The sequence below is a fragment of the Brevibacterium sp. Marseille-P9724 genome (assembly GCF_902500275.1).
GTDB lineage: Bacteria > Actinomycetota > Actinomycetes > Actinomycetales > Brevibacteriaceae > Brevibacterium.
Window position 1 is genome coordinate 51,558 of sequence record NZ_LR722998.1, and the last position, 12,350, is coordinate 63,907.

The 12,350-nt window shown below is 62.9% G+C and carries 9 protein-coding genes and 1 pseudogene; 1 reads left to right on the forward strand and 9 read right to left on the reverse strand.

All coding sequences use genetic code 11. The features are described from left to right. Nucleotides 1-19: 19 nt before the first annotated feature. The 4 genes from GC119_RS09600 to GC119_RS09615 form a co-directional block, all read right to left on the reverse strand. A complete protein-coding gene (locus tag GC119_RS09600; RefSeq protein ID WP_070574541.1) occupies nucleotides 20-1,294 on the reverse strand; it encodes an ABC transporter permease in 1,275 nt (424 codons plus the stop codon). Next, complete coding sequence (locus tag GC119_RS09605) at nucleotides 1,291-2,622, reverse strand: ABC transporter permease (RefSeq protein ID WP_151953015.1); 1,332 nt, start codon at nucleotides 2,620-2,622, stop codon at nucleotides 1,291-1,293. Before GC119_RS09605 ends, GC119_RS09600 begins: the two co-directional genes overlap by 4 nt. Continuing rightward, on the reverse strand, nucleotides 2,619-4,193 hold the full coding sequence (locus tag GC119_RS09610; protein ID WP_151953016.1) for an ABC transporter ATP-binding protein: 1,575 nt from the start codon (nucleotides 4,191-4,193) through the stop codon (nucleotides 2,619-2,621). The genes GC119_RS09605 and GC119_RS09610 overlap by 4 nt, the downstream gene beginning before the upstream one ends. A 126-nt stretch (nucleotides 4,194-4,319) precedes the next feature. After that, nucleotides 4,320-5,402 (reverse strand): BMP family lipoprotein, encoded by a 1,083-nt coding sequence (locus tag GC119_RS09615; protein ID WP_070574547.1) that lies wholly within the window; start codon nucleotides 5,400-5,402, stop codon nucleotides 4,320-4,322. 382 nt (nucleotides 5,403-5,784) lie between these two features. Here GC119_RS09615 and GC119_RS09620 point away from each other — a divergent pair, with 382 nt between their 5' ends. Further along, nucleotides 5,785-6,315, forward strand: coding sequence for a MarR family winged helix-turn-helix transcriptional regulator (locus GC119_RS09620; RefSeq protein ID WP_193215650.1), 531 nt, complete (start codon nucleotides 5,785-5,787; stop codon nucleotides 6,313-6,315). Between the two features lie 41 nt (nucleotides 6,316-6,356). On the opposite strand, the gene GC119_RS09625 is transcribed toward GC119_RS09620, so the two are convergent. The 5 genes and pseudogenes from GC119_RS09625 to rsmA form a co-directional block, all read right to left on the reverse strand. Further along, the gene (locus tag GC119_RS09625; protein ID WP_151953018.1) at nucleotides 6,357-8,405 is read right to left on the reverse strand and encodes an MMPL family transporter; all 2,049 of its coding nucleotides are present in this window, start codon (nucleotides 8,403-8,405) and stop codon (nucleotides 6,357-6,359) included. A 110-nt stretch (nucleotides 8,406-8,515) separates the two neighbouring features. Further along, nucleotides 8,516-9,796: an ABC-F family ATP-binding cassette domain-containing protein gene (locus tag GC119_RS09630; protein WP_413462993.1), complete on the reverse strand. Its 1,281-nt coding sequence runs from the start codon at nucleotides 9,794-9,796 to the stop codon at nucleotides 8,516-8,518. Nucleotides 9,797-9,855: 59 nt separating this feature from the next. Beyond that, nucleotides 9,856-10,324: pseudogene (locus GC119_RS11285) on the reverse strand (ATP-binding cassette domain-containing protein); the annotation flags it as partial. A 158-nt stretch (nucleotides 10,325-10,482) separates the two neighbouring features. Continuing rightward, nucleotides 10,483-11,391, reverse strand: a complete 909-nt coding sequence (locus GC119_RS09640) for a 4-(cytidine 5'-diphospho)-2-C-methyl-D-erythritol kinase (RefSeq protein ID WP_151953020.1) — start codon at nucleotides 11,389-11,391, stop codon at nucleotides 10,483-10,485. Between the two features lie 82 nt (nucleotides 11,392-11,473). Further along, nucleotides 11,474-12,331, reverse strand: a complete 858-nt coding sequence (gene rsmA, locus GC119_RS09645) for a 16S rRNA (adenine(1518)-N(6)/adenine(1519)-N(6))-dimethyltransferase RsmA (protein WP_193215651.1) — start codon at nucleotides 12,329-12,331, stop codon at nucleotides 11,474-11,476. Nucleotides 12,332-12,350 lie beyond the last annotated feature (19 nt).

Below are 12,350 nucleotides of genomic sequence, written 5' to 3' on the forward strand. Positions count from 1 at the left end.
GGCTGATCGGGCATGTGCATCACTGCTTGGAGTAGGGTACGCCTTCGGCCGCCGGTGCGCGCACTTTGCCCACGAATCCGGCGACGGCGAAGATCGTGACGATGTACGGCAGCATGAGCAGCAGGTCCGGCGGGATCGGCGAGCCAATGGCCGAAAGCGAATTGCCGAGGTTCTTCGCGAACCCGAACAGCAGCGCAGCCATGAGCGCGCCGCGGGGGTTCCATTTGCCGAGGATCATGGCGGCCAGGGCAATGTATCCCTGTCCGGCTGTCATTTCCTTGCCGAAGGCAAGACCCGAACCGACGGTGAAGAATGCCCCGCCCAGACCGGCAATTGCACCGGCCATGATGGTGTTGAGCACGCGGCCGCGGTTGACGTTGATGCCGACGGTGTCAGCTGCCCGCGGGTGTTCGCCGATTGCGCGCAGGCGCAGGCCCCACTTGGAGTTGAACAGCGCAATCTGCAGAACGGCCACGAGAATGTACATGAGGTACACGAGGATGTTCTGGTTGAACAGCACGGGCCCGATGATCGGAATGTCCGACAGGACCGGCACGGGCAGTGCCGGAAGGCGCATGGAGCGGTTCCACTGTTCGGGGTTGTCCGACAGGACGGTTGAGAAGAAGAAGCTGGTCAGACCAATCACGAGGACGTTGAGGACGACACCGATGATGATCTGGTCGACCCAGTAGCGCACCGCGAAGAACACGAGGACAATCGCCACGAGCACGCCGCCGATGGGTGCGGCGACAAGGCCCGCGTAGGGGCTGCCCACGAGCGAGGCGACGACTGCGGCAACAAAAGCACCGGCCAGCAGCTGGCCTTCAATTGCGATGTTGATGATGCCCGCGCGTTCGCCCACCAGACCGCACATTGCGCCGAAGATCAGCGGAACCGACAGTGCAAGAGCACCGGCGAGCAGAGCGGTTGCGGGGATGACGCCTGATCCGGCACCGGACCACGCGAGGAACGCAATGACGAACAGCACGCCGACGGCCACGGGAAGCCAGTTGCCGATTGTGATGCGCTTGAGCTGACCCCAGAAGGACAGTCCCGCAAGCACTGCCAGCAGCAGTCCCATCACAATGCCGGTGGTTTTGGCATCGACGGTGATATTCGGAATGTGGAAGAAGTCGCCCTGCTGGCCCAGCTGGAACGTTGCGTTCCGACCGCCTTCGGCGGCCAGGCCGAAGGCCGCCAGTGCGATGAAGGCGAGGACGCCGTAGACAACCGGGAACTTCCAGTCCCTCGGTGCGAGCTTCTGGGCGCTGTGAACGCTGGTCTGTGTGCTCATCGTTCCTCCCCGCCGTTCGCAGCGGCTGCGGTCGTCGGTGCGGCGTCTGCCGCTTCTGTGCTTTCGGCTTTCGCGCCGGTCGAGTCTGCTGTTTCAGCACCTGTCGAGGTGCCGGTCGACTTCACGTCTTCACGGCGCTTTTCGATGGGCTCCGGCAGGCGGAAGATAGCCCTGACCAGCGGGGGTGCCGCAATCAGGAGCACGATGATCGACTGCACGACGAGCACGATGTCAATCGGCGTGCCGGTTTGGGCCTGCATGAGGTAGCCGCCGGCTTTGAAACCGCCGAACAGAATCCCGGCGAAGAACACTCCGATCGGGCGCGAACGGCCCAGAAGAGCCACCGTGATGGCGTCGAAGCCGATCGTTCCGGCGATGCCGCCGCCGACGTTGCCCTCTGTGGCGAGCACCTGGTTGGCGCCGCCGGCACCTGCCAGCGCACCCGCTACCGCCATGACGACGATCGTCACCTTCGACACGGAAATGCCGGCGGTGCGCGCCGCGGCCGGGTTCTGTCCGACCATGCGCATTTCGAATCCGATGGTGGATCGTTCAAGCAGCCACCAGATGATCGCGGTGGCCAGTATGGCGATCACAAAGCCGATGTGCAGGCGGAACGGGTCCGGCAGGATCTTGAAGAAGTGCGCGGTCGAGTCGATATTGGCCGTCAGCGGGATCGAACCGGACTTGTGCTTGTACCACTCCTGTTTGAGCAGATAGGCCATGAGGTACAGCGCGATCGAGTTGAGCATGATCGTCACGATCACTTCGTTCGCACCGGTCTTGGCTTTCAGCACACCGGCAATCGACGCCCAGATGGCGCCTGCGAGCATACCGCCGAGAAGTGCCACGAGCATGTGGAGCACAGCCGGCAGGTGCAGCGCGTAGCCGAGGTATCCGCCGATGACGGCTCCGAGGATGACCTGGCCCTGACCGCCGATGTTGAACAGGCCCGAGCGGAAGGCCAGCGCGATGCCCAGTGCGGTGAGGATCAGCGGGGTTCCCGACACCAGCGATTCGGTCAGCGGGCGCACAGAGCGCACAAAGGAATTCGCGTTCCAGTCGAACACGGCACCTCGGAAGAGAGCCGAGTAGGCTTCGAGAACCGAGTGGAAAGCGTAGTAGAAGAAGTCGCCCGGCCGGGCGAAGATGTAGCCTGCGGCCCGCTGGACGTCGGCGTCAGCCAGGATGATGAGCACGGCTCCTGCGACGAGCGCAATGACGATCGCCAGAACCGACACCAGCCAGCTGCCCGACAGCAGTCCGCGGATGATGCTCTGGCGCGCACTGCCTCGATCAGCGCTGGCGGCAGTGGTCTTCTGATTCATACGATGTCCTCCTGGGCTGCCTGGCTGACCTCTGTCACGGCCGAACCGTCGGCAACGCGGGCGTTGGCTTCTTCTTCGGGCACACCGGCCATCATGAGGCCCAGAACGTCACGCGATGTGCCGCCGGGCACGGTGCCGATGATCTGTCCGCGGTACATCACGGCGATCCTGTCGGCAAGGTTGAGCACTTCGTCGAGTTCTGTTGAGACGATAAGGCACGGAGTTCCGCTGTCGCGCTCTTCGATGATCCGCTTGTGGACGAACTCGATGGATCCGACATCCAGGCCGCGGGTGGGCTGACTGGCCACGAGCAGACGCAGATCGCGTCCCATTTCGCGCGACAGAACAACTTTCTGCTGGTTGCCGCCCGAAAGCGTGGAGATCTGGTCTTGCACTGATCCGCAGCGGATGTCGAACTGCTCGACCTTTTCCAATGCGGCTGAGCGGATGGCCGACGGATTCAGCGCCAGTCCGTTGGCGTAGGGCTTCTGGTCGTACCAGTCGAGGATCATGTTCTCTTCAATCGAGAACCCTGCCACGATCCCGTCTGTTGAGCGGTCCTCGGGGACGAACCCGATGCCCTTGTTGAGTCTGGCCTTAATCGACGAGGCTTCGAGGTTCACGCCGTCAAGTTCGATCGTTCCGGCAGCCGGAGTCTCCAGACCGATGATCGCTTCGGCAAGTTCTGTCTGGCCGTTGCCGTCAACGCCTGCGATCGCAAGGATTTCGCCCCGGCGCACGTCGAGGGACACCTGGTTGAGCGCCGGCAGGTTGTTCTTGTCGAGCACCGTCAGATCTGTGACCTTGAGTGCGACATCGCCGGGTTCGGCGGGCGTCTTGTCAGACTTGAGGTTGACTTCGCGGCCGACCATGGCCGAGGCGAGCTCCGCCTCTGAAGACTCCGGGCTGACTTCGCCGACGACCTTGCCGCGGCGGATGACCGTGATGGAGTCTGCGACGGCGCGGACTTCGCGCAGCTTGTGGGTGATGAACACGATCGATGTGCCGCGCTCTTTGAGCTGGCGCATGATTTCGATGAGTTCGTCGGTTTCGTGCGGGGTGAGCACCGCGGTCGGTTCGTCGAGGATGAGCACCTGAGCATCACGCGACAGGGCTTTGATGATCTCGACGCGCTGCTGCACACCGACGGGAAGGTCTTCAATGTAGGCATCGGGGTCGATGTCGAAGCCGAAGCGGGCTGAGATCTCCGTGACTTTCTCCCGAGCCTGCTTGAGATCCAGAAGGCCGAGCGATTTGGTGGGCTCATAGCCCAGGGCCACAGATTCTGCGACCGTGAACACGGGAATGAGCATGAAGTGCTGGTGCACCATGCCGATGCCTGCCGCAACAGCGTCACCCGGACCCGAAAAAGACACGGGTTCGTCGTCAATGAGAATACGGCCGGCGGTGGGCTCATACAGTCCGTAGAGGACGTTCATGAGAGTTGATTTTCCTGCACCGTTCTCCCCCAGGAGCGCATGGATTTCGCCTGGTTCGACGACGAGGTCAATCGAATCGTTTGCGGTGAATTCACCGAACTTCTTCGTGATTCCCTCGAGGGTGAGTTTCACTGATTACTCCTCAATACATGTGGACAGGCGCGGTCCCGGCAGGAAGATTCTAACTGCATGAGGACAGTCGCTCTTCCATGCCGGGACCGGCGTCTCGTTTCAGAGACCTGCGCGTTCAGCGCGGGGTCACTTAGGAGCGTTCTCGGTTTCGACCTTGGTCTTGCCGTCGATGATCTCCTGCTTGATCTTTTCGACGCCGTCCTTGACGTCGTCGGAGACCTTGTCTTCGAAGTCGTGGAACGGGGCGATCGACACGCCTTCGTTCTTCAGATCGCCGATGTAGGGCTCACCGGTGAAGTTGTCTTCCGAAGCTTCCTTGGCGCTGTCGTAGACGGCGTTGGACATCTCCTTGAGCACCGAGGTCAGCATGAGGTCGCCGTACTCGGTGGTTTCGTAGCCGTCAGCGTCAACCCACACGAGCGAAACATCGCCGTGCTTCTTAGCCGATTCAGCCGCACCGAGGCCCACCGGCCCTGCAACGGGCATCACGATGTCAGCACCCTGCGAAATGAACTGGTCTGTCAGGGCCTGGCCCTGACCCTGGTCGGAGAAGTTTCCGACGAAGGAACCCTTCTGCTTGGCTTTGTCCCAGCCGAGCAGTTCGACCTTGCCGTCGTGGTCCTTGTTGTAGCGGTCCACACCGTCGGCAAAGCCGTCCATGAAGATAGACACGGACGGAATCTGCATGCCGCCGAAGGTGGCGACTTTGCCGCTCTTGGTGGTGCCTGCGGCCACGTAGCCTGCAAGGTATGCGGCTTCAGCAGTGTTGAACACCAGCGGCTTGGCGTTGTCGTACTCGACGGTTTCGCCGTTTTCGTCAGAGAAGTAGGAGTCGACGAGCGCGTATTCGATGTCGCTGTTCTGCTTGGCGGACTTGCCGAGTTCAGCGGCGAGGTTGAAGCCCACACCGTAGATGATGCTGCAACCGTTCTGCACCATGGTGTCGACGTTCTGCGAGTAGTCCGACTTGTCCTTGGATTCGGCGACTGCCTCCTGCAGGCCGAAGTCCTTCACGGCGCGGTCGAAGCCGTCCTTTGACGACTGGTTGAACGACTTGTCATCCCAACCGCCTTCGTCAGAGATGATGCAGGCCTTGAAGTCAGACTTCTTGGCATCGGCGCCGCCCTCCGGGGCTTCACCGCAGGCGGAAAGAGCGAGAGCTGCGGTCGCAAAGACGGCGACGGCAGGAGCGAGAAACTTGCGCTTCACAGTCACTTCCTTAGAAAGACGCACCGAATGGGAGGACCGTCGAGACTGTGGGTGCCTATGAGCACAGCTGTCTGAACAGCCCGCGCGCAGTGCGTGCAGTGATATTACGACTCCAAGAATACTGGAAGAACACCCAGGATTTCATGAGGGGGATCACAGAGCTCTGCCCGCCGCGTTCGCTTCGGTCCACTTGCCCAGAATGACGGGCATCGCAGGCTTCGCACTCGCGTGAACTTAGACACGTCCGCGTCTCGCATTTCGGAGCCTGTTTCCCTGCGGTCTCGGCGTTCGCGTTGCCCCTGTCCATAAATGGGGCTGCTTGATCCCAAAGCGCGGACATCGCCAGAGGCGCGGTCGGATTTTCCCAATTAGGATGAACGCCATGCTTCCGGATTCCCTTAACCGCCTGTTCGACACCGCTGGCAAACAGCATTTTCCGTCGGACACTGAATTCAACGCGGAGCTTGCGCGCTTGGTCCATGCCAATATGGCGCAGACCAACCTCATTCGCACCGCGCAAGCACACTTCGCCCGCCGTCACGGTCTCAATCTTGTCGATTTCACCGTCCTGACTGAGATCGTCTACGCGACAGACCAGCACACGACCATCACCCCCGGCTACATCAGCGAACGCGTGGCCCTGTCGGCTTCTACCCTGACCTCTATTCTTGAGCGTCTGGTCTCCCGCGGCCTGCTGGTGCGCGAACGCGACATGACTGACAAGCGCCGGATCGCCGTCAACTACACGGCGGACGCCGCGGAGCTCATCACGAACTTCTACGGCGCAGTCGGCAAGATCTACTCCGCAGCCTTTGCAGACAGGCGAAAAGCGGCAAAGGCTCTCGACATGGCAGAGCAGCTCGAAGACGCCAACCGGTCCCTCTACGAATCTCTGCGCGACCGCATCCTCTGACACTCCGCCAACTCGCACTGCGCCCAGCAGGCACCTCGTAATCATCCGTGCGGGGTTTGGAAGCTGCTGGGCCACCACACCCTGTCGCCAATCAGGGTGAACACGGCCGGCACGATGACAGTGCGCACCAGAAGGGTGTCGATGAGCACGCCGAATCCCACAATCAGGCCCAGCTGCCCCAGGGTCACCAGCGGCAGCACACCCAAGGCGGCGAAGACGGCGGCGAGCACAATGCCCGCGCTCGTAATGACCCCGCCGGTGTGGGTGACGGCTTCGATCATGCCTTCGGCGGTTCCGCGCAGACCGGCCTCGCGGCGGGCCCTGTGAACCAAGAAGATCGTGTAGTCAATGCCGAGGGCCACAAGGAACAGGAACGCCAAAAGCGGAACCTGCAGATCCAGCGCTTCGCTTCCCAACATCAGACGGCTGAGAACCCAGCCTGCACCAATCGCGGCAAGCGAACTGGCCGCATTGATCGCCAGCAGAACAACCGGGGCAACAGCCGAACGAGCAACGAAGATGAGCACGATGAGCGTCACCCCGAGAATCAGGGGGACGATCAGCGCGAAGTCCTGGGCGTTGCCCGCACGCGCATCGACGTCCGCTGCGACCTGCCCGCCGACCAGAGCATCCGCACCGTTTATCGCACCGACGGCGTCGCGCAGCTCATCGATCTGCGCCAGACTCTTGTCCGTGCTCGGGCTGTAGTCGCTTGTCACCATGATCTTCGACAATCCGTTATGCGTGTCGATTTCACCGGCACGGACAACGCCTTCGCGGTCTTCCACCGCCGCCACGACGTCATCAGCCTTGTCTTCGTTCGCGACAATGAGGATCGGCTGGGCCTCACCGGGAGGGAAATGCTGCGACAGGGTTTCCAGACCGGCTGCCGACTCCGACTGCACCCGGAACCGATCAAGCTGGTCAAGGCCGACCTTCACACCGAACAGCCCCGATGCCATAGCGGCCAGCGCGGCGATGCCCGCACCTGCTGACACAAGAGGCCGGCGGGCAACGGAAGTCGCCACGCGATGCCACACCCCACCCCGGCCCGCAGCGGCACCGCAGCGTGGAATCGAGGGCCAGAAGGCGCCTCGTCCGACTATCGCGAGCATCGGAGGCAGCACAAGAAGAACAGCAGCCAGTGCGGTCAGCAGGCCGATAGCCGAAGTGACGCCCAGGCCGTGCGTACCGGGAATGACGGCCAGCACGAGTGTCAGCAGAGACAGCACAACCGTGAGATTTGAGGCGACAATCGCACCGACCGTGTGCCGCCACGCAGCCGCAAGCGCCGCCCGGTGGTCGGCCTGGCGCAGCAGTTCCTCGCGGTAGCGCGAAATGAGCAGAAGCGCATAGTTGGTGCCCGCGCCGAATACGAGCACGCTGATGATTCCGGCATCGAACTGCAGATTCCACGCTTGGCCAGCCGCTGCTGTCAGGCGGCCCGCGAGACCATCTGCCAGGCCGACGGCGAGCAGCGGCACCAGCCACAGAATCGGCGAGCGGTAGGTGACGATCAGCAGGACGGCGACAATCGCGATCGTCACCGCCAGCAGAGTGAAGTCCGCCCCGTCAAACGCGGCGGCGACGTCCGCACCGAAGGCAGGCCCGCCCGTGACTTCCAGCTTGAGATCGGCCGGGCGGTGCTCAGCGACGGCCTCGCGCAGCTCGCCGATGACTTCGGCATTGGCGGTGTTGAATTCGCCCGCCTGGATAGGGGCGAGGACGACCGCGGCGCGACCGTCCTCACTGAGAATAGGCTCGGATGCCTCACCGAGCGATGCTGAAGCGGTTCTGCTCAGCGCCTCAGCGAGGTCTTTCAGTTCGGTCTTCTGGCTGTCTGTGATCTTTCCGCCGTCACGCGCGGTCGCGACGATCAGCACGGACTGTTCGTCCGCGCCGGGAAATTCGTCCAGCAGCGCCTGCGCCCTCTGTGATTCGGATGCGGCAGGGGCCTGTTCGCTGGCTTCGGGCGCTTTCGCCGAACCGAAAACTCCGAACAGCACCCCCATCACCACTAGCCCGATGATGAGTGTGAACCATGACCCCCGCTTGGAGGTGATTCTGTCTGCAAAACCGTGTCGTTCCATGCTTCCAGTTCACCGAAAACACGGGGTGATCCCATCGGTTCTTCGGCTGAACCGGAGTCATACTTTCGGACGACCCCCGCACTGGGGCGGGGTCGTGGCCGCTGGCGCGGTCAGCTGTCTTCGAGCAGATCAGACAGTTCGAGCCAGCGCTCTTCGAGCTGTTCGGCTTCTTCGCGGTGTCCCCGCAGTTCTTCGCCGAGGGCCTGCAGCCCCTCGAAGTCGGTCTGGTCGTGTTCGCCGAGCCGTTCGAGAACCTTCTCGATTTCGCCGTTGACCCGGTCGAGCCTGCGCTCGATTGCGCCGACCTCTTTGCGCTTGGCGTGCCTTTCGGCGCCGGTCAGTCCGCTGTCCACAGAGGATGCCGAGGTTCCGCTGTCTTGGTTCCGGGCACCTCGGCTGCTGCTGTCGGCACCGTCAAGTTCAGCGGCGAGTTTCAGATATTCGTCGATTCCGCCGGGCACGTGGCGCAGCGTGCCGTCGAGAATTGCGTACTGCTGGTCGGTGACGCGCTCAATGAGGTAGCGGTCGTGGGATACGACGATGAGTGTCCCCGGCCAGGAGTCCATGAGGTCTTCCATGGCGGCGAGCATGTCAGCGTCAACGTCGTTGGTCGGTTCGTCCAACAGGATGACATTGGGTTCGTCCAGCAGCAACAGCAGCAGCTGAAGGCGCTTCTTCTGCCCGCCGGAGAGATCTTCGACATAGGCCGAGAGGTGTTCGCGCTGAAAGCCCAGCCGTTCCAGAAGCTGCGCCGGGGTGTGGTCTTTGCCGTCGATTTCAAAGCTCGTTTTGGTGCGGGCGAGAACTTCGCGCACACGGTCGCGGCCGATGTCGGCAAGCTGGGAAAACTGCTGGTCGAGCACCCCGAGTTTGACGGTCTTGCCGCGTTTGATCCGCCCGTCGGTCGGCTGCAGGCTGCCGGCGATCAGCCCCAGCAGCGTCGATTTTCCCGACCCGTTGCGGCCGAGGATTCCGGTGCGCTCACCGGGGGCGATCCGCCACGTGACACCCGTGAGCACATAGCCGTCCGGGTAGGCAAAGGCCACATCTTCGAGATCGACGACGTCTTTGCCCAGGCGCGACACCGCCAGCCGTTTGAGTTCAAGCGAGTCGCGTACCGGCGGAACATCGGCAATGAGCTGATTGGCCGCTTCCACGCGGAACTTCGGCTTGGATGTGCGGGCGGGGGCGCCTCGGCGCAGCCAGGCGAGCTCTTTGCGCATGAGGTTTTGGCGCTTGGCCTCTGCTGCCGCGGCCAGGCGGTCGCGTTCGACTCTCTGCAGGACATAGGCCGCGTATCCGCCCTCAAACTGGTCGACCGTGCCGTCGTGAACTTCCCACGTGTCGGTGCTGACCTCGTCGAGGAACCACCTGTCGTGGGTGACGACCAAGAGTCCCCCCGTGTTTTTGGGCCAGCGCTTGTTCAGGTGGCCGGCCAGCCAGGCAATGCCCTCAACATCCAGATGGTTGGTCGGTTCGTCGAGTGCGAGCACATCCCAGTCGTCCACCAGCAGGGCGGCGAGTGCCACGCGCCTGCGCTGCCCGCCCGAAAGTGCGGAAATCTGGCGGTCCCAGTCGAGATCGCCCACAAGACCCGCAATGATGTCGCGGATCCGAGCGTCGGAAGCCCATTCGTATTCGGGGCGGTTACCGACAATTGCGATGCCGACGGTGTCATCGGGGTTGAGGCTGTCAGTCTGGGTGAGAACTCCCACGCGCAGCCCACCGCGCTGGGTCACGCGGCCAGAATCGGGCTCCATCTGCCCGGTCAGCAGTGCCATCAGCGTCGATTTGCCGTCGCCGTTGCGGCCGACGATGCCGATCCTGTCGCCTTCGTGGACACCGATGGTGAGCGAATCGAAGACGGTCTTCGTGGGATAGTCCAGCGAAATGTCTTCGGCTCCGATCAGATGTGCCACGGTGCGTCCTTCCTGCAGTCAGTCGGCTGAGGCTCTTCAGCCGCCGTCTCAGTCTATTGGTCGTTCACGCGCCCAGCTCCACCAGGAGCACACCGGTGCAGATGAGCGCAATGCCGGCACCCATTGCCAGGGTCAGAGGCTCCGAACAGCCACGGGAATCAGTCCTCAACGAGGTGAGCTCCCGGGGCGGGTCCCGTTGTGCGCACGACATTGCGCACGGACGTGCTGGCTTCGAGAATGACAGCGAGGTCAAGGGCGTGAGTGGCATCTTCGGCGAGGAAGGCAACAGTCGGCCCGGAACCGGACACGAGCCCTCCGAGGGCTTCAGCTTCACGTCCGGTTCTCAGCACCTCGCGCAGTTGGGGCAGCATGTCGCAGGCGGCGGCTTCGAGATCGTTGTGCAGAGCATCAGCCAACCGGTGCGGGTCACCGGCGACAAACGCTGCAACAGCCTCCCCAGCATCGACCGTCGGGCCCGGTGCGCGGCCCTCGGTTCGCATCTGGTCCAGCCGACCGTAGACCAGCGGTGTTGACAGTTCGCTCGCCGATGTTGCCAGCACCCAGTGAAACTGCGCATCAGACATGACGGTGGCGAGCTCATCGCCTCGGCCGGTGCCGATAGCCGTCCCGCCCAGGAGCGCAAAGGGCACGTCCGCCCCGAGTGTCGCCGCGGTGTCGTGAAGCAGCTGCGGATCGTCCAGGCCGATGCGCGCCGCATAGGCGACCAGCGCTGCTGCGGCATCGGCAGAACCGCCTCCCATTCCACCTGCGACCGGCACGTTCTTGTCGATTGCGATGTCAACCGCAATGTGGGTGTCCGTCGCCCGGGCGAGCGCGTTCACTGCTTTTCGAGCCAAGTTCCGCTCGTCACAGGGAATGGATGACGATGCGTAGGGGCCAGCCACCGTCACCTTCGGGTTGGCGGGGTCGTCAGCTTCTGTCAGTGCGATGGTTTCGCGCACGTTGAGGGCGTGGAAGACGGTGACGAGGTCGTGATAGCCGTCATCGCCTGGTTCGCCGACGCCGAGCATGGCGTTGACTTTGCCGTGAGCGGTGGCCCGAATCATGTGGCTCCTCTGATTGTTTGGGTCCACACTATCGGCTGATGAGCGTTTCTCAGCGAAGCCGGGCTCTATCAGGTGTGCACGGTCAGGACTGTGCTTCTGCGCGGGCGAGCGCAATGAAGTCCTCGATCGCGAGTGTTTCACCACGCGCCTGCGGGCTGATGCCCGCAGCTTCGAGGATCTTCTGGGCGGGCTCTCCCCCGCCGAAAACACCGCTGAGGGCGGCACGCAGGGTTTTGCGGCGCTGCGCAAAGGCCGCGTCGACGAGTGCGAAGACTCGGCTGCGCTCAACCTCGTCGGCCCCCGGCAGCGGCTGTGCGTGGCGGATGATTCGCACAAGCCCCGAACCGATGTTCGGGGCCGGCCAGAAGACGTTCTTCCCGATGTCAGAGCCTCGCGATACCGTTCCGTACCACTGAGCTTTGAGGCTGGGCACTCCGTAGACTCTGCTGCCGGGACGGGCGGCAAGCCTGTCGGCAACTTCGGCCTGCACCATCACCAGTACATTTTCAATCGAGGGAAACTGGGCCAGAAAGTGCAGAAGCACCGGGACGGCCACGTTGTACGGCAGGTTCGCTGCGAGTGCCCGCGGCTGTCGCGGCAGTTCGGTCACGTGCAGGGCATCGCCGACCACCAGGTCGAACGCGGCGTCGGGACCGTGGAATTCCTCGATCGTGCGCGGCAGCCGGGAGGCCAAGAGCTCATCGAGTTCGACGGCGACAACCGGGTGACCAGCCTCCAGCAGACCCAGAGTGAGCGAACCCAAGCCGGGCCCCACCTCGGCAACGGTGATACCGGGTTCCAACTGGGCTTCGGCAATAATCATGCGCACCGTGTTGGGGTCGATCACGAAGTTCTGGCCGCGCTGTTTGGTGGGGCGCAGTCGAAGTTCCGCAGCGATCTCGCGCACAGTGCGGGCGGTCAGGAGGGTAGTCACATTCATAGCCTATAGGCTCGAAGGC

What these genes read in the sequence shown, in the direction of transcription:
- GC119_RS09640 (WP_151953020.1), bottom strand. Translation starts at nt 11,391, where the DNA reads ATGATTCGGGCCACCGCTCACGGCAAAGTCAACGCCATGCTCGGCGTC.
- GC119_RS09600 (WP_070574541.1), bottom strand. Translation starts at nt 1,294, where the DNA reads ATGAGCACACAGACCAGCGTTCACAGCGCCCAGAAGCTCGCACCGAGG.
- rsmA (WP_193215651.1), bottom strand. Translation starts at nt 12,331, where the DNA reads ATGAATGTGACTACCCTCCTGACCGCCCGCACTGTGCGCGAGATCGCT.
- GC119_RS09620 (WP_193215650.1), top strand. Translation starts at nt 5,785, where the DNA reads ATGCTTCCGGATTCCCTTAACCGCCTGTTCGACACCGCTGGCAAACAG.
- GC119_RS09605 (WP_151953015.1), bottom strand. Translation starts at nt 2,622, where the DNA reads ATGAATCAGAAGACCACTGCCGCCAGCGCTGATCGAGGCAGTGCGCGC.
- GC119_RS09625 (WP_151953018.1), bottom strand. Translation starts at nt 8,405, where the DNA reads ATGGAACGACACGGTTTTGCAGACAGAATCACCTCCAAGCGGGGGTCA.